The sequence below is a fragment of the Priestia endophytica DSM 13796 genome (assembly GCF_900115845.1).
Lineage (GTDB): Bacteria > Bacillota > Bacilli > Bacillales > Bacillaceae_H > Bacillus_I > Bacillus_I endophytica.
The window spans coordinates 76,248-97,757 of sequence record NZ_FOXX01000010.1 but is presented as its reverse complement, the minus strand read 5'-3'; the positions used below and the strand labels follow the sequence as shown (position 1 = coordinate 97,757).

Below are 21,510 nucleotides of genomic sequence, written 5' to 3'. Positions count from 1 at the left end.
CTTTATTGTAAATTAAACATCTTTATTGTAAATTAAACGACTTTATTTGTAATTAAACAACTTGTCATTCAACAGTTAAAACTATGAAAGGACAAACCTACATATTGAACATGACTATTATGTATTTCATCTTTATTTCCACTTGTTTTGTGAAATTAAGTCTTGATAACAAAAGCTCTCCATTTTTTCATTCCTCTATCTTGCAACGTATAATCCTCCTTTACGCTTTATGTCCTCCCCTTAAGCTATTTCGATAACGAACGGTTGAATAATCGAGAGAGCTTGAAGCGCGAAGAAGACTATTCTTTCCATAACAAAGACGAATCTCATCGGTCGTTTTGGCTAATGCATACGCTTTTTCACGTTGATCGCTATCATCAAACAAGCTCATTTGCTCTTCTTCTTGAATGCTTGTATTCGATAATGAAATGCCAATAGAGCGGATGGGCATTCCATTGTCATATGGATGTAAGATCCTTAAACAATAGGGGAAAATATCTTGGCTTAAGTTGGAGGCTCGTACCATTTTCTTTTGTCTTGAAAATCCTCTACCTGTTTGTTTGCTATAACCAATGTATAAATGAACCGTTTGAGCGACTACTTGATGCATTCGTAAGCGAAAGCATATATCATCTAATAGCTCTAATAGCAATAATTCAATTTCTTTTCGGTTTGTATAATCGCGAAATAAAATTTGACTCTTCCCGAATGAACGAGAACGAGGAATGTATATCTCTGAGATACGACTATAATCAACACCATTAGCATGCTGATGGAGTTCTTCCCCTAGGACACCAAATTCTTTTTTTAACATTTCTTTAGAAGATACGGCTAGTTCTTTGATCGTATAAATGCCCAACCTGTTTAATTGGTTTTCTGTAGCGGATGAAATTCCCCAGAAATCCTTCATCGGATGAATAGACCATAACTTAAAAGGAATATCTTCATAGCGCCAATAAGCAACTCCTGTTGAGCTATGCTTTGCTTCATGATCCAAACTAATTTTAGCGAGTAAGAGATTCGGACCAATTCCAATTGTGGCTGCCAGCCGCGTCTTTTGATAAATCTCATCGATTATTTTATGAGATAATTCCTCTGGTGTTTGGGCAAATAGATGCAAAGAAGCTGTGGCATCAATAAATAACTCATCAATACTATATGCATGGAAATCTTCAGGAGCAACATATTGTAAGACTAGACTTGAAATATAGTTGGAAGCTTTAACATATCGCTCCATAGAAGGATTTACCACATAAATATCCTTCCTCTTGGGAATATCGAGGTGGCGACTTCCTGTTTGAATTCCTTCTTTTTTTAATAACGGCGTAGAGGCTAATACAATAGATCCTGACCGTTTCGTATCTCCTACAACAGCAAGTTTTGTTTTTAAAGGATCTAACCGTCGTATTACGCAAGAAACGGAAGCAAAAAAGGACTTCATATCAATACACATAATAACTCTGTTAAGAAGCTGCATATAATCCATGAAAACAACCCCTTGAAAAAGAACGTTTGTTCTATTGTATAAGAACAAACGTTCTTTTATCAATATATTAAAAGTGGGATATATTCCATAATCCTTAGAGTTAAGTATAAAATAACCATTTTTAGACTTTAAATTAAAATCCTCTTAAGTAGCTAATTTGTGCACGTTAAAGTTTATCAGCATAATAAGAGGTAACATTCAACACGGTATTGACATTCCTTATCTATTACTAGGTTGTTTTATTTACTCTTCAGTAATATCTGTTTATAGTATGTGAGGAGAGAGAATCTGCCTTACTATAAATGAGAATTTTATGGATATCAACACATCTTAACTTTTCTCTAATGGCGACTAAACAAGGTAAACTTGTATATTAAGATGCAAAATGTCTAGAAATACTTATAATGAAGAGGATAAGAATAAATATGAGATGGGGGAATTTATATAACTAGAGATGTTAATAACTTTCCATTCATTGAAACAAATAGGCTACTATTAAGAGAAATTGTAAAAGATGATGCAAACGATATTTTAAAATATCTATCTGATGAAGAAGTAATGAAATATTACGGTTTAGCACCTTTTAAGACCATCAATGAGGCTTTAAATGAGATCTTATGGTATCAATCAATACTAAATGAACAAACTGGAATAAGATGGGGAATTACTCTTAAAGGAAAAGATAAAGTTATTGGGAGTTGCGGCTTTCTTAATAGAGTTCCCGAGCATTATCGAACTGAAATTGGTTATGAATTAAGTAGAGATTATTGGGGCCATGGAATTGCGGGTGAGGCATTGGAGGCTGTCATAAGATATGGGTTTAAATATTTGAAGTTTCAAAGGATAGAAGCTTTAGTAGAGCCTCCTAATATACCTTCACAGAAATTAATAGAAAAACACGGCTTTATTAGAGAAGGGTTATTGAGGAATTATGAGTTCACTTGTGGGAAATTTGATGATTTATATATGTATTCTTTGTTAAAGCAAGATTTTGATAAACTGCAAGAAAGTAAGCTAAATATGTAAAAAAATATACACCGTATAGGAACTAAACTTTTACTTTATATAATACTAGAATTCTTAATTTGTGTTAAAATTTAGCTGAACAATAATTGTTGAATATAGGAACAGTATCCTTAGATTAAATTTGGACTCTATCTTCTTTGCTTGTTGGTTGAGAAATAACAAGAAATTCAACATCTTCATCAGAGCGATTCATCATTTGGTGAGCAACATGAGAAGGAACTTCTACTCCTTCAAGTGGTGTTATATTTTCTAACACTCCATTTATTTCCAATGTAGCAGTTCCAGTTAATACAAAGAAAAACTGTCGAGATTTTGTATGATAATGGCGTACTTCAGAGGTATTAGGGGGCATACGTTCATGGATAACACTTAAATCCTGTTGATTTACTAAATGCCATCCATCGCATTGATCTCCCCAAATGTAATGTTCTGCATTTTTTTTATTAATTTTCATCGTTATCTCTTTCCCTTCAGTATGATCAGATAATTACGTGAAATGAATACTATAACTATAACTTTTAGATCCTTACTTTACAATAACTACCTTCTTGAATAATCTAAATTTCTATCAGTATCTGGTTGGTTTTCTTGAGGTTATAAATAGAAAAGCTTATACTTGCGAGGTAAACTTTTTTACATATAGGGGGAATAGGTATGGTTTTGAAACCTAAAGCAATATTTTTAGACATGGATGGGACAATTTTAAATCGTTATAATAAGGTGAGTGTGGCAACAAAGGAAATTATTGATGACTTGCGGACTCAAGGAATATTTGTTTTTATTGCTACAGGAAGAGCCTTTGATGAAATAGAAGAATTAGTGCCAGAAGGATTTAAAGTTGATGGATGTATTACCTCAAACGGTATGGCAGGATATGTAGAAGGAGAGGCAGTATTTAAACATTCTCTTTCTCTTGAGTTGGTAAAAACAATTATTAAAAAAGCGAGAAAAAACAAGGTGTACTATGAGCTTTTCCCATATGATGCTCAGCGTATGACATTAAAACAAGATAAGCAATACGTGGAAGAAGAAATTCGAGATCCAAAGCCAGACAGTGTTGAAATTAATGAGTGGCTTTCACGCAAGAATGCTCTTAAAGAAGAAATTGCTTGGAAAGATCACGTTGAGGGAAGTGAATTTTCGAAGTTCTATTTCTTTGCGAGAACAAAAGAACATATTAATAAATGGAAAGATGAGCTCAACGAATTAAAGAAAGAAATAGATTTTACAACTTCTACTTCTTCTAATCACAATGTCGAAGTGATGGTTGCAAATGTAAATAAAGCAACAGGGATCAAGCAGATGTTAAATCATTTTGGAGTGGCTGCGGATGAAATTCTTGCTATTGGGGATAGTAACAATGATTTGCCGATGTTCCAGTTTGTTAGCCATGCTGTAGCAATGAAGAATGCTCCGGCTTCTATTCAAGAAATTGTTGATGATGTAACAGAGTTCACATGTGATGAAGATGGAGTATATCACTATCTTTCTCAATTCAGACTGCAAAACCCAAATCAAGAGATGACCACTTCTAAAAAGGATAATAAATAACCTAATCCATCAGTTTTTTTAAAAGAAGACAAAAGCATGGCCTCGTTAGCTATGCTTTTTGTTGTTTTCTATGCTAGTTTATCAGCCTTAAGAAAAACGAGGAGCCTTTATTACAAGTTATCCTCTTATAGTTGTTGAAAATAGGGGAAAACATATATACTTAATACATGTTTAAGGTTTTTAGAAAGAAATAAAATGAGGAGAGTATTTAAAGATGTATCAAAACAACCAACTATATCATTTTTTATTAGAAAGAACACGTTTATTGACTGAACAATGGTATGAAGCTTTAGACAAAGACGATTCATCTGGTGTGTATGCATCTGATGACCCTGAAGTCGTTGAGATGGTAAAGAATCAAAACTATGAGTTTCATTTACGTTTTTGTCGAGTTTTTGATGAATCATGTTCGGATACTGAGTTTTTATCTACTTTCAATAAATGGATTTATGAGACTTCTCGGGAAGAAGAATATCAACATACACCAACTCACTTGATATTGCGAGAGTTCTTTAATAATCAAGAACAGTATCTAGATTACATACAAGAATTTGTAAAAACGAGCAAAGAGACCTATTCACAAGAAATGATTAATGGATGGAACCGTAAGATTATTGAAAACTTTAATCGTGTGATTCTAGCCTTTTCGGAAGAAAGTTATAAATATGCGGAAGAACGTCTAGCTGCTCAAAAGGATATGATTCATGAATTAAGTTCCCCGATTATTTCACTTAGTGAAGAGCTCGCTCTTCTCCCTCTTGTAGGAGATATTGATACCGATCGTGCTCAGAAGGTAATGGAAAATACTTTACAGCAATGTTCAGATCAACAAGTAAATCATCTTTTAATTGATTTATCTGGAGTACTCATTATCGATACGATGGTGGCCCACCAAATCTTTCAATTAATCAAGGCTTTAAAGTTAATTGGCGTGACCTGTACACTTTCAGGAATTCGCCCTGAAATTGCTCAAACTGCCATCCAAATTGGAATCGATTTTGATGAGTTATCTGTGGTTTCCAGTATCCATCAAGCTTTAGCTCAACGAAATTTACTTCAGTAACCTGTTGTTTGCATACAGTCGAGCTATGGATATAAAGAGGGAATTTAGAGAAACGAAAACCTTTAAATAAGCAAGTTTTGTATCTTACAATAAATAAAAGATTAAAAAGACCTTATTAGTATAAATAAGGTCTTTTTAGTGTGAGTAATCAAGATTATGTACATGAACGTTATATAAGAGGTTCACTAACGGTTGTATGTAAACTGAGCTTGTATAGAGTAGGTATTAAATAATGTCGTTTATACACCTTTTCATGGTAAAATTTAGAATGTATTCTTACATTTTAAGGAATGAAGAGGTGTCTACAGATGAAGCAAGTTGAAGATGTTGTAACTTTGTTTTCTAAGGAAGAAAGTAATGTTATTAAGGCTCTAAAATCAATTGCGAGAAATCAACAAGTAAAGACAAAAATTCAGGAATCTGAAGAACTTTATCCTTTATTGAAACGTGCAGCCAAAAGGTTTGTTGCGGGAGAAACAAAAGAAGACGGAATCATAGAAGGAAGAGAATTATTAAACAAAGGTTATGCTATTTCTCTTGAATATATAGGGGAAAATACAGACAGTGTTGAGGAATGTGAGTGTGCTAAGGAAAGATTTATGGATTTAATGGAAAGTCTAGGGGAAGCATCCATGTCATCTACCATATCTCTTGATTTATCTCACATAGGCTTGTCTGTTCATTCTGGTATTGCCCTCAAAAACCTTAGAGAATTGGCTGCGAAAGCAAAGAAATACAGTTTGTACATTATGATTAGTATGGAAGAATCAAATAAAACCGATAGGATCATTGAAATTTATAAAAAGGTATCTCGAGAATATGATAATGTCGGCCTTACACTACAAGTTCATTTGAATCGTTCCGAAGATGACATCCTTGATTTACTTCATTATCCAGGGAAAATTAGGTTAGTAAAAGGTGCTTATCAAGAGCCACCTAATCTTGCTATTACTAGGTCAGATGAATTAAATAATCGTTACCTTCAGTTTGCTGAGCTATTAATAAAGAAAAACCATCTCACCTCTATTGCAACTCATGATGAATCTATCATTCAAGAACTAAAAAAACGAGGCCATTTAAATCAAGACAACGTAGAACTTGAAATGTTATATGGAGTAAGAGCTGATTTAATGAAATGTTTAAAGGAGGGAGATTATAAGACAAGAGTGTATCTTACATACGGAACAGAGTGGTACTTGTATTTGTGTCACAGACTTGCTGAATATCCACCTAACATCTATGTAGCCCTCACAGATATGATTACTCCCCACAAAGGCAATAAGTCTCTATATTAAACGCAGAATGAGTAAAAAAGGTTGTTAATTACACAACCTTTTTTACTTTGTTGTGTAATTGTTTTATGTAAGTACTAAAAAGTTACATTATAATCACTAAAAATGTGTAGAACATCCAACCTAAAAACAGGAAGTCAAATGAGTTAATCGTTCACTAATCCTTTTAGGGGTATCAAATTTAATTTATTGCACAGAATAATTCTAGTTTAACTTAATAGTAATGAGGTTTTTATCTTTAATAGGAGTTGTTGTGTAGTGAAAGGAAAATCAGTGTTGCTTGCTGTGCTTCTATTACCTTGGTTATCGCTTTTTAAGGTTGATAAGTTGACCTTTAAAAGATATTTGCCTGTTTTAACTTTTAGTTCGTTAGTTATTGCTCTAATCAGTGAACTATCTAAAAGTTATACATGGTGGAAGGTTAAAACCCCTATTTTTCCAAGACTTTCAAGTGACATTTCTTTTATTTTTGGGCCATTCTTTATAGTGAACTTTTGGGTTTTTAAATTAACATATGGAAACTTTAAACAGTATATGTTTCTTAATGTTTTATTTGATTATATGTTTGCTTATCCTTTAACAAGCATTGCGGAAAAATTAAAAATCTACAAAATGGTAAACATGACTCGTTTTCAATTATTTATTTTATCAATTGCTACAGCCATTATTAATTATGCCTATCAATTTTTTATACAAGAGGCTCTAAAGTCAGATAGTGAAATAAAAAAGCAGAACTAAGCATAGTTCTATTTCAATGATTTATGTCTAATCATTGTCATTACCTTGACAAAAAGGCAATATTATATTCATTTTAAAAATAGAGATCGACTGCTTTTACTATGATGTCTTATAAAAAGTGTGATATGGACTAGAAATGAATATGTAAAAAAGTATCTATCATTAAGCAGAGAAGGCTTACTAAATGTAGTCTCATAAACTAAAAGCCAAGGAACATTTCTGGTTGGCCTTCGTTATAATTTAGAGGAGACCTGCAAAGAATATACATATCTTGAACAATCATGATTTGGAGGTACTAAGATTATGATGAAACATCCTACTCAGCTAACGTCAGCTGAAATAGCTTGTATTTGGACGAACTATATGCAAGATAGTATGTCCAAATGCGTATTAACTTATTTCCTTCAAACAATAGAAGATGAGGATATCCGTTCTCTTATTCAATTGGCTTATAATATTTCTTATGCTCATATAGAAGAATTAACGACCTTATTCCAAAAGGAACAGATTCCACTCCCAACAGGATTTACAGATGAAGATGTGAATGTAAATGCTCCTCGGTTATATACAGATGCTTTTATGCTTCAATATTTAGCTCATATGGCAAGGGTAGGGATGCTTGGGTATAGCGGTTTTACCTCTATGGGAGCGAGAAAAGATATTAAAACTTATTTTTTGAAAGGCCTTCAAGAAGTCTCTGATTTATTTGATAAAATTACAGATGTATTATTAGAAAAGGGATTATATATCCGTGCTCCTTATATTGCATATCCTACTAAAACAGATTTCATAGATACTCACAAGTATTTCAGTGGTTTTTCTCTATTCAGTAAACAACGTCCATTAAACGCCGTGGAGATTTCCCATTTGTATATGAATAGTATCTCTAACCATATTGGTAGTAAACTCTTTCTTAGTTTTGCTCAAATTTCACCTCATGAACAAGTTCAAAATTGGATGTTAAGGGGAAGAGATATTTCTCGGAAACATATGCGCCTATTTACAAAGCTGCTTCTCGATAGCGATATAGAATCGCCTATTTCCCCTGATGTTGCTATCACTGATTCTACAACCTCACCTTTCTCAGGAAAATTAATGATGTTTCATATGGGGATGTTAAGTGCAACAGGAACAGGAAATTATGCAACAGCAGCATCAGCCAGTCAAAGAACGGACTTGGTTATTAATTATGAACGTTTATCTCTTGAAGTTGCTCAATATGCTAAGGACGGGGCTGATATTATGATTAAAAATAAATGGATGGAACAACCTCCAACAACATTAGATAAAGAGCAACTTGTAAAAAAGAAAGAATGAACGATTAGGAATTATTTGTGAAATCATTATTCCCCAAAAGTATACTTAAGACAAAAGGAAAAGCACAAATTCGTTGTTGATTAACGACAAGTTTGTGTTTTTTTACTTCCTCTAATTTATGCTATTCTATACTGTCTTTATTATACTATTTTCTCTTTTTCAACTAGACATTTATCATCAAATTCCAAATTCAGTAATCTATCTGTGCAAAAATCCATTATATTTAATATAATATATATAAGCTTATTTTAATTACATTATTAACAAAGGAGCATGGAGAGTGGAAGAAAGAGAATTACTTGTAAAAGATCTAGTATTAACCTTTAGGACACAAATCAAGAGAAAACGCTCAACTATCCAACCTATAGTAAAACATTATATACCGTTAAATGAATTTTACGTGCTAAAAGTTTTATTTGAACATAATCAAAAGATGACAGTTTCGGAAATTTCGAATAAGCTTCAAGTAGCAACAAGTCATATTACAGGTGTTAGTGACAGATTAATTAAAAAAGGGTTAATCACTCGAGAACGGAGTACAACAGATCGTAGAATTGTATACGTTACCATGACGGATAAGGGAATAGAACTTACTAAGGAAATGAAACAAGTGCTATATGAATGTTTTGATGAGAAATTTGAAGATTTCACAAATGAGGAATTAGAAGACTTTATTTATTTGTTAAAAAAGATAAAACTCGAAAGAACGTGATGATTAATACTATGACTTTAGCTATGCCTTCTATACACCGTTCGAGAAGGTAGACCTAAGGGAAAGAAAAAGCACGAACTCGTTGTCAATTAACGGAATTGTGCTTTTTTCTTTTTTGAATATGTTTTATGTGAACTAGAATTTTATTAACACATATCTACAAAATTATGCATTATGAAACCGTTCCTTTTCAGTAATATATTTCTCATTACTAAGGAAGAAAGGTCTTGATGTCTGTTCAAGATACAGCAGTTACCACAAAAAGTTGTATTGTTAATATAAGAAGTTCATTTTTTATAAAGATAGAAAGTAGTCCTTACACCATACTCACAAATTTTTTGATCTTGTACTCTTAAATTTAGATAATGGAGACAGAATTAAACGTTCGCCTCTATCATAGATATCTAACAACTTATGAGTAAATTTTAATTTAGGAATAACAGCTTGAGTTATAATGGCTGATAGTACGCTTATAAACGCTCCTACTAGAACATCTGCTGGATAATGAACCCCAACCCAAATACGTGATATTCCTACAATGCAAGCTAGTATGCCCCATAAAAACCACCATCCGCCTCTACATAACCAAAAAGAGATGCAAAACGAGAAAAATAGGATAGTGTGATCACTTGGGAACGAATTATCAATAGCTTTTCCAATGAGTTTGTTCACCTTTGATAACTCTGCAAACGGCTGATGATTTGAATGAATCTTTCCTGCGATTTTTCCTATGATTTCAGCTGAAATAAATGTTAGGGTTGCGCAAATAACCATAATTCTATTTCTTTTATTTTTGGTCAACCAAAAAAGGAGAACAACTAAGGCTAATACATATACCATATATTCAGCAATAAAAATCATAGGGGAGTTTAAGTAAGTATAGTGTTTTCCTAAATCATTTATGGTTCTAAATAAATTTGTATTGAGCTCTGAAATATTCATTTTTTCATATCCCTTCCTTTAGGTATCATGTTTTTAGCTTGAAAGATAAAATGGTCAGCTTCCTATTAGGGGAGCATTCCAAGCTTTTGACTTGGTGATTTTTTCTTTCTGCAAGCGTAGTAACATTATAGGAAGGAAAACTAAACTGCTTCTTATCTATTTCTTAATTATTTCTTAAAGTTAAGTCATATTAAAAAGCGTTTTTTATAGAGAATTCAAATGTAAAACTTATATGTAAAATCCTCTCTATATTCCACAATGTATAAAAAACTGTATAAAGCAAAAAAGAGGGGGCGCAGATCCAGTGCTTTATAAAGGATCTGCGCCTTGTTAACTTTTTTGAGGATACTTTATGTGAATTAACACGGTATAGAATAGAGTACATTTTTTCTAAAATAGAGAAGTTCAATAGTGTAATAAAAATCCTCTTATAGCATAAATGATTATTTTAAAAATGATATGATAAACCTAGATTATGTAGGTAGGAGGACAGAGATGTTGAAAGGACTAAGAGTTTTTTTATCCATAATAGTTGTTATTTTGTCTGGATATAGCTTACTCACTCAAAGCTTTAAGCTTATGCCATATTCTATGTTGCTATTGAGCGCTCTGATATTAGTAACAGGATTCATTGAACTTCAAAAAAACAAAAAAGAATTTTGGGGTTATTTGTGCATTGTTGTTTCCTTATTTGCCTTATCTGGATCTATACAAGGGTTTTTATTAAATTAGTGATTATGACAGCTAAATATTTGTTTGTGAAATTCTTAAAAGAAAAAGGAGTGGTTATCTAAAAGATTCCACTCCTTTAACCTGCTTATCAATCATCAAGATCCTAGTCACTGAATTTTGTTATCATAAACAGTCAAAATTCAGTTCTTATGATTGTGTTGTTTTAATTGAATTTAACTTTTGTATTACTTCTTCCGTTGTCAAAACTTTAGCAAACTCATTATCTAAAGTTGCTAAAGAAACATTATGGATTTGTTCAGCGGAATAATAGGTGTTGTCTGCTCCTTTGATGGCAAATGCAGCCGTTGCATCAGATACTAGGTAAGTTTCAAATCCTAAATTACCACTCATTCGAGTAGTAGTAGATACACAATGAGGAGTTGTTAATCCTACAATGACAACTTTTCTTATGTTGTTTTCTTTTAAATGTTCCTCAAGTCTAGTTCCTATAAAAGCACTGTTTACTTTCTTTTTAAAAATGGTTTCATCTTTTACTGGGACTACACTATCTTTAAAAGCTGAACTTTGTTTACTAGGATGGAAGATGGATTGATCGTTATCAGATAAATGCTGAATATGTATAATTGGATATTCTCTTTTTCTCCACGTTTTTAATAATAGGTTAATATTGTCCTCAGCGTGCAGGTTGTTTCTTGGGCCCCATTGTTCATATTCAAAAGCTTTTTGAACATCAATGATTATTAAAGCTGTATTAGTAAAGTTTTCTCTCATGTGTCAATCTCCTTAAGTCTTTTCTACATATTTTAACATTTATATTAGAGGGATAGATTAAAAATATTTTATTTGAACTTCCTAAGAGATGTTTTAGGTGAATTGATTTAGTATATGAATTGAAAGCTAAAATCAGAAAGAACTCCTAGTATTTGAATAGGGGTTCTTTCTAGTTTTTAGAAGTTTTATATCCATTTCTAGCTTAATTCTCTCAGCATATATAATTACTCTAGCTTATGAAACTAATTTTTTGCATTCTTCTGCACATTTTTGACAATGATCGTGAGAGTGTTTTTTGCACTCATTCCCACATGCTTCACAAATTTCTGCACATACTTGAGCTAATTCAGAAACAAAGGGTGTACCTCTTCCTAAAGCTTGTTCTAAATAAGCGCAAATATCTGCACACTCTCGATCCAAACGAATACATTGAGCCATCATTTTAACATGCTCTTCTTTCAAGCAGGCATCATAACAGTGATTACAAGTAGTCATACATTCATGTAGAGTTTCAATAATAGATTGATAGTTTTCATGTGACATATTAAAGTTCCTCCTATCATTTTTTCCTCCTTTATCCGAATAGGGGAATACATAAGTAGTCTGTCCAAATGGTTAGATTAGTATACTTATATATTTTAGAAAGTTCTCTTTAGTAGTTTATGTACGATAATTAATATTATGGTAACTAGGTTTATGTCCTTTATCCAATGTAAAAACAAAAAAGAATATGAGAGGGCTCCAGTATCCTTTTTTGCTTAGAGCAAGATAAGGATTAAAGAAGCTGGAAGTCTCACAACACCTTGAATAGTTTGCTCATTAATGTAGGATTTTATCGTGTATATAGAAATAGGTTTCATTAAAAACAATATAGAAAAGGAAGTTATATTATTTACAAAACAAAGGTATTTTAATCTTTACCATAGTAGGGAGAATCAACTATTATGTTATGGTATTTAGATAATAACCTATAGTATAAATATAGGTGAACGTTCCGAATAAATACATATAAATTAAAGCAGTATTTATAAGAAAGCAAAATATCCTTTAAACATAGGGAGAAATAAGGGACAGAGAATAAAAGGATATAGGGAATAGGTGAAATGAATGAATACAAGACAAAAGGAAGTTCTGTTTTTATTGTTATCTGAATCTGATGAACATGTATTGGTGCAAGACCTTGCAGATCGAGTGAATTGTTCGGAAAAAACAATTCGTAATGACTTTAAAGCTATTGAGGCTTATCTTGCGGCATATTCGAGTGCACTTCTTGTTCGGAAACCAGGATTAGGGGTGTACTTAGAGATTGAAGAACCTGAAAAGATAGATTTATTTAATAAATTGTATCGTGTTCATAATCGTACAAAGTATGAATCAGATGAAGAAAGAATTTTAAAGATTGCTTATAATTTGTTAATGAATGTAAAGTCAGTTACCGCCCAAGAGATGGCTACTCAGCATTTTGTCAATCGGGCTACTATAAAGAAGGATTTAGATAACATTAAAAAGTGGTTAAGTCGTTTTGGACTAACTGTCATTTCCAAACAGCGAGTGGGGTTGATGATTGAAGGAAGTGAAAAGGATAAAAGGAAGGCTTTGGCTAGATTGTCAGATTTGATTCGTAATTCAGATCTTACAAATCAATTTATTAAGAACCAATTTTTATATCATGAAGTCGAATTTGTTATGAATGAATTGAAAGCGCTACAAAAACGACATTCCTTATTCTTTACAGATGATACATTTGAAAGTCTATTGATGCATACGTTACTTATGGTACGGAGAATAAAACTTAAACAGTCTATTTCAATTTCTGAACAAGAAATTAAAATAATGAAAGAAACAAAAGAATATAAACGAACGTTGGAATTTTTAAAACAGCTAGAGTTGGTTTTTGCGATTCGTTTTCCAGAAGAAGAAGCGATCTATTTAACAACTCATATTCTAGGAGGGAAGCTTCGTTATCAGGAGGAAGTAGAAGGAGAGAGTAAGCTTATTGAAAATAACCTGATTCTTTCCCAGGTTGTTCAATATTTGATTACACGTATGTCACAGTTAATCGAAATAGATTTCAGTAAGGATCAAGTTCTTATTGATGGGTTACATATTCATTTATATACAACATTGAATCGTTTGCATTATGATCTTTCCCTCTCTAATCCGATGCTTCATGATATAAAAAGAATGTATCCGTATATGTTCGATATGCTTATTCAAATACTAGAGGAAATGAATGAGACACTTGCTGTTTACATTCCGGAAGAGGAAGCAGCATACCTTACTTTACACTTTGAAGCAGCGATGGAACGGTTGGATCATCAGGAGAAATCTAAAAAAGTTATCATTGTTTGCCATATGGGAATCGGAATGTCGCAGTTATTACGAACAAAGATTGAACGGAGATTTCGTTATGTTCACGTAGTAGGGTGTATAGCAAAAGCAGATTTGGAGTCGTACTTAGCGAAACATCATGATGTAGAACTTATTATTTCTACAATAGACCTTCCTAAACTCTCTATTCCTCACTTTGTTGTATCTCCGTTACTAGAGTGGACAGAAGAAAAAAAACTAGAAGATTTTATAGAGCAACTGAATCAAATAAATTATAACGAAGAAAAAGACTTTGTTATGTTGAACTACACAACTCCGTTTTTAGTATTTTTACAACAAGAGGTGAAACATCCCTATCAATTAATTGAAAAGTTAGCACAGGCTTTACATAGTAAAGGTTATGTTGATAAAGATTATGCAGAACATGCGATTATAAGAGAAAAAATGTCGGCAACAACGATTGGATCAGGTATTGCTATTCCTCATGCGAACGCTAAGTTTATTAAGGAATCAGCTATTGCCATTGCGACATTGAAAGAACCAATCGAGTGGGGCACGGAGAAAGTATCACTTGTATTCATGTTAGCGGTTAAGAGCGATGGGAAAGAGGTAACAAAGCAACTGTTCCAGGAGCTGTCTTTTATAAGTGAACAACCATCTTTTGTTCAAAAGCTAACAAAGGAAACAAACATAATGAGGTTTTTATCCCATTTGAATAATTAAGCGAAAAGTGAGGTCAAGATACCTCACTTTTTTCTATGGTAAAAGGTCGATTTTTCTGGAAGTTACGGTAAAAAACGAAACTTTTGTCATATTCATCTTAATATATATTGGATGTAGGCGTTTACAAAGGAGATGAGGGGGATTGGCAATGAAAATATTAGCGATTACATCGTGTCCGAATGGGATTGCCCATACATATATGGCAGCGGAGAATTTACAAAAAGCAGCGGACAAATTAGGAGTTCAAATGATGGTTGAAACCCAAGGTGGTATCGGGGTAGAAAATGAACTGAATGAGCAGGATATCCGCGAAGCAGACGGTATTATTATCGCTGCTGATAGAGCTGTAAATAAAGATAGATTTGTAGGAAAGCAATTACTAGTTGTTGGAGTACAAGATGGTATTCGTAAACCCGAGGAATTGATCCAGAAAGTAGTAAGTGGTGATGTACCAATTTATCGTTCACAGTCTAAAACACTAGAAGGGAATCAAACAGCGAAAAAACAAAATCCAATATATCGTCATTTAATGAATGGAGTATCTTTCATGGTGCCGTTCATTGTAGTAGGTGGATTATTAGTTGCCATTGCGCTAACTCTTGGGGGAGAAAAAACACCAGGTGGTTTAGTTATTCCAGAAGGTTCTTTTTGGGAAATAATTGAACAAATTGGCAGCACATCTTTTACATTTATGGTACCAATTTTAGCAGGATATATTGCGTATAGTATCGCAGATAAGCCTGGCCTTGTTCCTGGTATGATTGGTGGATATATTGCGGCAACGGGAAGTTTTTATGGAAGTGAAAGCGGTGCTGGTTTCCTTGGAGGAATTATCGCTGGTTTCCTAGCTGGTTATGTAGCGTTAGGAATTAAAAAATTAAAAGTTCCAAAAGCGATTCAACCTATTATGCCCATTATTATCATTCCAGTAGTTGCTTCACTTATTGTAGGTCTTGCATTTGTATTTATTATTGGTGCTCCTGTCGCACAAGTTTTTGAGTTATTAACAGCTTGGTTAGCAGGTATGCAAGGTTCAAGTTCTATTCTTTTAGCGCTTATTTTAGGAGCCATGATTTCTTTTGATATGGGTGGACCATTCAATAAGGTAGCCTTCTTGTTTGGTTCAGCGATGATTGGAGAAGGAAACTACGAAATTATGGGTCCAATTGCTGCAGCAATTTGTATTCCGCCAATTGGAATGGGGCTTGCTACGTTTATAGGAAAGAGAAAGTTCCAAACGTCTGAAAGGGAAATGGGGAAAGCAGCATTTACAATGGGGCTATTTGGTATTACTGAAGGTGCAATCCCATTCGCAGCACAAGATCCACTTCGTGTCATTCCAAGTGTTATGGCGGGTTCTATGACAGGTGCCGTTATTGCAATGATTGGTCATGTAGGAGATAGAGTAGCGCATGGTGGTCCAATTGTTGCTGTATTAGGAGCGGTAGATAATGTAGTGATGTTCTTTGTAGCTGTAATTGTAGGATCTATTGTGACTGCTATTGTAGTAAATGTATTGAAAAAAGATATGTCAAAGATAAAAAAGCCGGAAGTTGAACAAATAAAAGAAGTTTCAGCAACAAAAGAAATGCCACAAGTTCAACAAGAAACTCAAGTAGAAAGTAAACAAATTGTTATTCAAAAGCTAACGGAAATTATAAATTTAGAGCTCATTGAAACTGATTTAACAGGGGAAACACGCGATGAGATCATTGATGAAATGATTGGAAAATTGAACCGTGTTGGTGCATTGCATTCAGAGGAAGAATTTAAACAAGCCATTATGAATCGTGAGCAAGAAGGTACGACAGGTATCGGCATGAATATTGCAATTCCACATGGAAAATCAGATGCTGTTAAGAAACCAAGTGTTGTATTTGGAATTAAGCAATCAGGTGTAGATTGGAAAAGCCTTGATGGAACGGAAGCGAAGTTAATATTTATGATTGCTGTACCAAAAGAAAGTAAAGGGAATGAACATTTGAAAATCCTTCAAATGCTTTCTCGAAAACTGATGGATGACAGTTATAAAGAGCGATTATTATCTGTCCAAACAAAAGAAGAGGCATACAAGTTACTAGATGAAATTGCATAGAATGGAGGATTTTAATCATGACTGAACCATTATTTTTTGCCCCAGTTTTTCAAGAAAGAATTTGGGGGGGGACACAATTAATTTCTTTTGGATACGAGATTCCATCAAATCAAACTGGGGAGTGCTGGGCTTTTTCAGCGCATCCACATGGACAAAGTGTTGTTAAGAACGGAAAATATAAAGGATTATCTCTAGGTGAATTATGGGAAGAACATCGAGATTTATTTGGGAATGTGGAGGGAGAACGTTTCCCTCTTCTTACAAAAATCTTAGATGCCAATCAAGATTTATCTGTTCAAGTTCACCCAAATGATGAATATGCTAGTATCCATGAAAATGGAGAACTAGGAAAAACAGAGTGTTGGTATGTAATTGATGCTGTAGAAGATGCAGAAATTATTTATGGGCATCATGCGAAAACAAAAGAAGAATTAATTGCTATGATTGAAAATCAAGAATGGAACAAACTGTTACATCGCCTAAAGGTAAAACCAGGAGATTTCTTCTATGTCCCAAGTGGAACGGTTCATGCGATTGGTAAAGGGATTTTAATATTAGAAACGCAGCAAAATTCAGATACAACTTATCGATTATATGATTATGATAGAAGAGATTCTGAAGGGAATTTTCGTGAGATTCATCTTAAAAAAAGTATTGAAGTGACTGAGACACCATTTACACAAAATCAACTATCAGTTATGCATGAAAAAGTAGAAAATTTGAGCATAACACACTTTGTTCAAGGAGATTATTTTTCGGTAGAAAAATGGGAGCTAAATGGGTTAGCCCACTTGAAACAGCAAAAGCAATTTCTTCTTGTTAGCGTAATTGAGGGAGAAGGGGAACTAACAAAGGAAGGTAAGCGTTATTCCTTCAAAAAGGGAGATCATTTTATATTGCCTACTAGTTTTGGTGAATATGAACTTGTAGGTGATACTAAATGTATTGTTTCAAGTCTGTAATAGTTGTATTTATTAAGCGTAATATATTACTTGTTTAGGTATAAACTATCATTGGAAATGGTTTGATGGTGGGAGTGTAGAAATCAATTCTTCCAATGGAACCACTTTAACTTTAGATTTATCATCCATCTCGGATTTGAATGACATTAAAGAGATTATAGTAGAGATATATTTATCATTCTTTTAATATAAAGTGAATGACGGTTATGTCTATCTGACATGATAGCTAACAATTTATTAAAGTATGGGAGCTGATACGGTTGGCCGTACATAAGTTTTACTCTTTAATGCAATTGATGTTTTAGAACTGATGAACCTCATTTTGGAAAGATGAGGATAAGTTTATCCCTACTCCAAGTCTTGTGAAAGATATTATTATTCCTGAGGGAGCAAGTTTAATCTTGATAGAAGTCGATACTGATAATACTATAAAGTCTGTTTAATGACATTTTCCCTTTTTCTACTACAAAATAAGTATAAAAAAGCTTTGGTTTAACCAAAGCTTTTTTTATTTCCATCACTACAGCTATTTTACTTAACTTGATAATACTTTCTACCAATAAGTCAAATCTATTTTTGGGCACTATGAGATAGAATTGTAGTCTTCTGACTAAGGACAGTCATTATTTTTGTCAAAATTAACGTTTATTTAGCAATAAAAAAATAACAATATTGAATAAAAATTTATTGTAAAACAATAAATGATATGTTAAATTCAAATTGACAATAAATAAGTGAGGTGCTTTTTATGAACCAAGGATCAACCTTCTTTTTAAAGATAGCTGTTATTCTTATGGGAATTCCAGTTCTTGCTTTATGCATATTTTTGGTACCTGAGCTAGGGAATTATGCAGCAGAATTGTATCCAGATATTGCGTATATGAAATATCTTATTTTCATCGTTTTGTATGCAGCGGCGGTACCTTTTTACATTGCTCTGTATCAAGCTTTTAAACTGTTAAGCTATATTGACAAAAATAAAGCGTTCTCTATAATTTCTGTAAGAGCTTTAAAGAATATAAAATACTGTGCAATCACAATCAGTATCTTATATGTGGTCGGCATGCCACTTTTATATCTCTTAGCGGAGAAAGACGACGCCCCAGGTATTATATTAATTGGATTAGTGATTATTTTTGCTTCAATGGTAATTGCGGTCTTTGCTGCTGTTCTTCAAAAACTATTAAAAGAAGCGATTGATATAAAATCAGAAAATGACTTAACGGTCTGAGGTGAAAACAATGGCAATTATAATCAATATTGACGTGATGCTAGCTAAAAGGAAAATGAGCGTTACGGAACTTTCGGAGAGGGTTGGAATAACGATGGCTAATCTTTCTATATTGAAAAATGGAAAGGCAAAGGCAGTTCGATTATCCACTTTAGAGGCGATTTGCAAAGCATTAGAATGTCAACCAGGAGATCTTCTAGAATACCGAAGTGATGAAGATACCCAAGATTAATAAAGTGGGAATATTTAACACGGAAAGGAAGAGAAAGTTATTCAGGGGTGAACCTATGTATATAACCCTAAATCTATTCAGCTATACTAAGCAGGACTTCCATATATTCAGAAAAAAACTTTGGAGGACCACATCATGAGGGCACTAAAGCAATTCGTTCGTTTTGGTTGGGAGCAGGCCCTCTCGTGTTTGTTTCCTGTCGTTATTTTTGTCTCTTTGGCTTTTACACAAATCCTGCCACTGTCCTTCATGCCACGATATGACTTGCTGCTCATCATCTGTCTTCTGATGCAGTGGTGGATGGTGCGTTCTGGGCTTGAAACACAGGATGAACTAAAGGTTATCACATTGTTCCACCTTATTGGACTCTTTCTTGAACTTTTTAAGGTACATATGGGTTCCTGGTCTTATCCAGAGGAAGGATATTCTAAAATTTTTGAAGTACCTTTGTATAGTGGATTCATGTACGCAAGTGTAGCGAGTTATCTTTGCCAGGCATGGAGGAGATTTAAGGTTGAACTGGTTAAGTGGCCACCGTTTTTGGTAGTTGTCCCTCTTACAGCTGCAATTTATTTGAACTTTTTCACCCACCATTATTGGATGGACATTCGTTGGTGGTTATCTGGACTTGTCATTATCGTCTTTTGGCAATCATGGGTCACATACGAAGTTGATGGAATTCGTTACCGTATGCCGATTGCGCTTTCCTTTGTGCTCATCGGTTTTTTTATATGGATAGCTGAAAATATCGCAACGTTCTTTGGAGCGTGGGAATATCCAAACCAAACTGATGCATGGAGCCTCGTTCATCTAGGAAAGGTGAGTTCATGGCTCTTATTAGTGATTGTTAGCTTTCTTATAGTAGCGACGTTAAAGCAGGTTAAGGAAAAATCCCACTAGGATAGATACTAGTTAATTTTTATACTGTTAAGAACGCTCTTTTAAAAAGTCAAATCCTTAGCATAATAAGGCATTCAGCTTTTGTAGGTTGAAGTTCCTCTAGCGTACAAAACTTCGAATAAGATAAATGGGAAAAAACAACGTTAGAATTGTTGCTTTTTTCTTTATAAATAGCTTTGGATCATACTGTCGAACTGCATTTAGTAGGGGGTCTTGTGAAAATATTTACTTAAACTATAGGGGAATTTAGTTTATTTAAGTTCTTTATCGAGCGCGTTTATAGAGTAACGAAAAAAGAAAAGGCACAGAACTCTTAAATGATAAGGGAGCCGCGCCTCTCTAACTTTTCCAAAGATGTTTTATGTAAATTAAAAATACATAATGTATACATTTTCTAACTCACTAAGTTATGTTTTAGTGAGTTTTTGTATGGAAAAATTTATAAACAGAAGAAAAATGGAGATATTAAAGTCTTAAAAGGAGACTTTAATTGAGCATAGATTGGTGGATATTATTAAGTTCTTTATTTATCTGAATATTCCTAATATAGAAGTTTGTTCCGCGTGAGAAAGCAAGGGAAGCTTGGATTATAGCTTTATTTCTTCAATCCATCACATGGGTATCTGGCCTTTTTGTAGTAGGGATGAAGTGGATTAGCTACCCTGTAGCATTATTACCAAGAGTAAATGAAATAAATAAGGCAAGTTTTAGTTTTGAATTTTTTTTATTTCCCGTATTAGCTATTTTATTTAGCCTAAATTATCCTACTTATCAGCCTTTATGGTTACGATTCTTTTACTATACATTCATTATTGGCTTTTTCACTTTTATAGAAGTTTTATTAGAATGGAAAACCAACCTTGTTAAGTATGATGAATGGAAGTGGTATTGGACTTTCATTACAGTATGGTTTTCTTTATTTCTCAACCATCAATATTATTCTTGGTATAAGAAGAAGTGGTTAAAGGAGTAAATGATGAAAAAAGAAGTTGTCATTTTAGTAATTTCATGGCTACTAGTTATTATTCTATATATCAGTAAGGTCCCCCCGTGATATAAAAGGAAAAGCTCACATCTCGTTCTTATTTGCTCAAACTTTATCATGGGTATATATTTTTTATTCCGTCTATTTTAAACGAGTTGAATTTCCCTTTAGAGAATTTCCTTATGCAACAAAGCTTAGTTTTTCATTGTACTATATGATTTATCCAGCTTTTGCCATGTCTTTTGAGTTAACTTATCCAAAGTCTAAAAGTGGGGTACGGATTATTCTTCATTATGTGCTTTTTTAGGGATGACAGAATTATACGCTTTTTTTATAAGACATTATACTGATCTAGCGAGATCACTTAAAGGGGAACATCCAAATATTATGATTTATGCTATTTTACTATTGATTACTCATCGTTTTGTAAGTTGGTTTCAGGCAGAAAAAAGATACAACT

Annotated in this window: 21 protein-coding genes and 1 pseudogene; 17 read left to right on the top strand and 5 right to left on the bottom strand. The window is 33.3% G+C overall.

The window, feature by feature from the left end:
* Positions 1-220 precede the first annotated feature (220 nt).
* On the bottom strand, positions 221-1,486 hold the full coding sequence (locus BM012_RS17795) for a Y-family DNA polymerase (RefSeq protein ID WP_061806020.1): 1,266 nt from the start codon (positions 1,484-1,486) through the stop codon (positions 221-223).
* Between the two features lie 444 nt (positions 1,487-1,930).
* Here BM012_RS17795 and BM012_RS17790 point away from each other — a divergent pair, with 444 nt between their 5' ends.
* A complete protein-coding gene (locus tag BM012_RS17790; protein ID WP_061806021.1) occupies positions 1,931-2,512 on the top strand; it encodes a GNAT family N-acetyltransferase in 582 nt (193 codons plus the stop codon).
* Between the two features lie 115 nt (positions 2,513-2,627).
* On the opposite strand, the gene BM012_RS17785 is transcribed toward BM012_RS17790, so the two are convergent.
* Complete coding sequence (locus BM012_RS17785) at positions 2,628-2,966, bottom strand: cupin domain-containing protein (RefSeq protein WP_061806022.1); 339 nt, start codon at positions 2,964-2,966, stop codon at positions 2,628-2,630.
* Between the two features lie 200 nt (positions 2,967-3,166).
* Between BM012_RS17785 and BM012_RS17780 the strand changes: the two genes are divergently transcribed.
* The 6 genes from BM012_RS17780 to BM012_RS17755 all read left to right on the top strand — a co-directional run bounded on the left by BM012_RS17780 (position 3,167) and on the right by BM012_RS17755 (position 9,185).
* Complete coding sequence (locus BM012_RS17780) at positions 3,167-4,063, top strand: HAD family hydrolase (protein WP_061806023.1); 897 nt, start codon at positions 3,167-3,169, stop codon at positions 4,061-4,063.
* A gap of 214 nt (positions 4,064-4,277) precedes the next feature.
* Positions 4,278-5,126 (top strand): STAS domain-containing protein, encoded by an 849-nt coding sequence (locus tag BM012_RS17775; protein WP_061806024.1) that lies wholly within the window; start codon positions 4,278-4,280, stop codon positions 5,124-5,126.
* Positions 5,127-5,434: 308 nt separating this feature from the next.
* Complete coding sequence (locus BM012_RS17770) at positions 5,435-6,421, top strand: proline dehydrogenase family protein (protein WP_061806025.1); 987 nt, start codon at positions 5,435-5,437, stop codon at positions 6,419-6,421.
* 255 nt (positions 6,422-6,676) lie between these two features.
* Positions 6,677-7,156 carry a hypothetical protein gene (locus BM012_RS17765; RefSeq protein ID WP_061806026.1) on the top strand — a complete coding sequence of 160 codons (480 nt, stop codon included), beginning with the start codon at positions 6,677-6,679 and terminating at the stop codon, positions 7,154-7,156.
* Between the two features lie 303 nt (positions 7,157-7,459).
* Entirely contained in the window at positions 7,460-8,473 is a 1,014-nt protein-coding gene (locus BM012_RS17760; protein WP_061806027.1) for a DUF3231 family protein, read from the top strand.
* 280 nt (positions 8,474-8,753) lie between these two features.
* Entirely contained in the window at positions 8,754-9,185 is a 432-nt protein-coding gene (locus BM012_RS17755) for a MarR family winged helix-turn-helix transcriptional regulator (protein ID WP_061806028.1), read from the top strand.
* Between the two features lie 327 nt (positions 9,186-9,512).
* On the opposite strand, the gene BM012_RS17750 is transcribed toward BM012_RS17755, so the two are convergent.
* Complete coding sequence (locus tag BM012_RS17750) at positions 9,513-10,127, bottom strand: undecaprenyl-diphosphatase (protein ID WP_061806029.1); 615 nt, start codon at positions 10,125-10,127, stop codon at positions 9,513-9,515.
* Between the two features lie 495 nt (positions 10,128-10,622).
* Here BM012_RS17750 and BM012_RS17745 point away from each other — a divergent pair, with 495 nt between their 5' ends.
* Entirely contained in the window at positions 10,623-10,859 is a 237-nt protein-coding gene (locus BM012_RS17745) for a DUF3953 domain-containing protein (protein ID WP_061806030.1), read from the top strand.
* A 147-nt stretch (positions 10,860-11,006) separates the two neighbouring features.
* On the opposite strand, the gene BM012_RS17740 is transcribed toward BM012_RS17745, so the two are convergent.
* Together BM012_RS17740 and BM012_RS17735 are read right to left on the bottom strand one after the other, a co-directional pair.
* Positions 11,007-11,591, bottom strand: a complete 585-nt coding sequence (locus BM012_RS17740; RefSeq protein WP_061806031.1) for a cysteine hydrolase family protein — start codon at positions 11,589-11,591, stop codon at positions 11,007-11,009.
* A 234-nt stretch (positions 11,592-11,825) separates the two neighbouring features.
* The gene (locus tag BM012_RS17735) at positions 11,826-12,134 is read right to left on the bottom strand and encodes a four-helix bundle copper-binding protein (protein ID WP_061806032.1); all 309 of its coding nucleotides are present in this window, start codon (positions 12,132-12,134) and stop codon (positions 11,826-11,828) included.
* Between the two features lie 564 nt (positions 12,135-12,698).
* Here BM012_RS17735 and BM012_RS17730 point away from each other — a divergent pair.
* From BM012_RS17730 to BM012_RS27275, 9 genes and pseudogenes are all read left to right on the top strand, one after another.
* Positions 12,699-14,645: a BglG family transcription antiterminator gene (locus BM012_RS17730; protein WP_061806033.1), complete on the top strand. Its 1,947-nt coding sequence runs from the start codon at positions 12,699-12,701 to the stop codon at positions 14,643-14,645.
* Between the two features lie 148 nt (positions 14,646-14,793).
* Positions 14,794-16,740: a PTS fructose transporter subunit IIABC gene (locus tag BM012_RS17725; protein WP_061806034.1), complete on the top strand. Its 1,947-nt coding sequence runs from the start codon at positions 14,794-14,796 to the stop codon at positions 16,738-16,740.
* A gap of 17 nt (positions 16,741-16,757) precedes the next feature.
* Complete coding sequence (gene manA, locus BM012_RS17720; RefSeq protein WP_061806035.1) at positions 16,758-17,702, top strand: mannose-6-phosphate isomerase, class I; 945 nt, start codon at positions 16,758-16,760, stop codon at positions 17,700-17,702.
* A gap of 25 nt (positions 17,703-17,727) precedes the next feature.
* Positions 17,728-17,889, top strand: coding sequence for a hypothetical protein (locus tag BM012_RS27280; protein ID WP_407984416.1), 162 nt, complete (start codon positions 17,728-17,730; stop codon positions 17,887-17,889).
* Between the two features lie 561 nt (positions 17,890-18,450).
* Positions 18,451-18,933, top strand: coding sequence for a DUF2975 domain-containing protein (locus BM012_RS17715; protein ID WP_061806036.1), 483 nt, complete (start codon positions 18,451-18,453; stop codon positions 18,931-18,933).
* 10 nt (positions 18,934-18,943) lie between these two features.
* A complete protein-coding gene (locus BM012_RS17710) occupies positions 18,944-19,165 on the top strand; it encodes a helix-turn-helix domain-containing protein (RefSeq protein WP_061806037.1) in 222 nt (73 codons plus the stop codon).
* Between the two features lie 135 nt (positions 19,166-19,300).
* Entirely contained in the window at positions 19,301-20,065 is a 765-nt protein-coding gene (locus tag BM012_RS17705) for a DUF817 domain-containing protein (protein ID WP_061806038.1), read from the top strand.
* A 574-nt stretch (positions 20,066-20,639) separates the two neighbouring features.
* Positions 20,640-21,038, top strand: a pseudogene (locus BM012_RS17700) (CBO0543 family protein); the annotation flags it as partial.
* Between the two features lie 58 nt (positions 21,039-21,096).
* A complete protein-coding gene (locus tag BM012_RS27275) occupies positions 21,097-21,357 on the top strand; it encodes a CBO0543 family protein (RefSeq protein WP_407984415.1) in 261 nt (86 codons plus the stop codon).
* The last annotated feature ends 153 nt before the right edge of the window (positions 21,358-21,510 follow it).

Bases quoted from the DNA above. Each gene is read 5' to 3' on its own strand.
- BM012_RS17795 (WP_061806020.1), bottom strand. From the start codon at position 1,486: ATGGATTATATGCAGCTTCTTAACAGAGTTATTATGTGTATTGATATG.
- BM012_RS17785 (WP_061806022.1), bottom strand. From the start codon at position 2,966: ATGAAAATTAATAAAAAAAATGCAGAACATTACATTTGGGGAGATCAA.
- BM012_RS17780 (WP_061806023.1), top strand. From the start codon at position 3,167: ATGGTTTTGAAACCTAAAGCAATATTTTTAGACATGGATGGGACAATT.
- BM012_RS17775 (WP_061806024.1), top strand. From the start codon at position 4,278: ATGTATCAAAACAACCAACTATATCATTTTTTATTAGAAAGAACACGT.
- BM012_RS17770 (WP_061806025.1), top strand. From the start codon at position 5,435: ATGAAGCAAGTTGAAGATGTTGTAACTTTGTTTTCTAAGGAAGAAAGT.
- BM012_RS17760 (WP_061806027.1), top strand. From the start codon at position 7,460: ATGATGAAACATCCTACTCAGCTAACGTCAGCTGAAATAGCTTGTATT.
- BM012_RS17750 (WP_061806029.1), bottom strand. From the start codon at position 10,127: ATGAATATTTCAGAGCTCAATACAAATTTATTTAGAACCATAAATGAT.
- BM012_RS17745 (WP_061806030.1), top strand. From the start codon at position 10,623: ATGTTGAAAGGACTAAGAGTTTTTTTATCCATAATAGTTGTTATTTTG.
- BM012_RS17740 (WP_061806031.1), bottom strand. From the start codon at position 11,591: ATGAGAGAAAACTTTACTAATACAGCTTTAATAATCATTGATGTTCAA.
- BM012_RS17735 (WP_061806032.1), bottom strand. From the start codon at position 12,134: ATGTCACATGAAAACTATCAATCTATTATTGAAACTCTACATGAATGT.
- BM012_RS17730 (WP_061806033.1), top strand. From the start codon at position 12,699: ATGAATACAAGACAAAAGGAAGTTCTGTTTTTATTGTTATCTGAATCT.
- BM012_RS17725 (WP_061806034.1), top strand. From the start codon at position 14,794: ATGAAAATATTAGCGATTACATCGTGTCCGAATGGGATTGCCCATACA.
- manA (WP_061806035.1), top strand. From the start codon at position 16,758: ATGACTGAACCATTATTTTTTGCCCCAGTTTTTCAAGAAAGAATTTGG.
- BM012_RS17715 (WP_061806036.1), top strand. From the start codon at position 18,451: ATGAACCAAGGATCAACCTTCTTTTTAAAGATAGCTGTTATTCTTATG.
- BM012_RS17710 (WP_061806037.1), top strand. From the start codon at position 18,944: ATGGCAATTATAATCAATATTGACGTGATGCTAGCTAAAAGGAAAATG.
- BM012_RS17705 (WP_061806038.1), top strand. From the start codon at position 19,301: ATGAGGGCACTAAAGCAATTCGTTCGTTTTGGTTGGGAGCAGGCCCTC.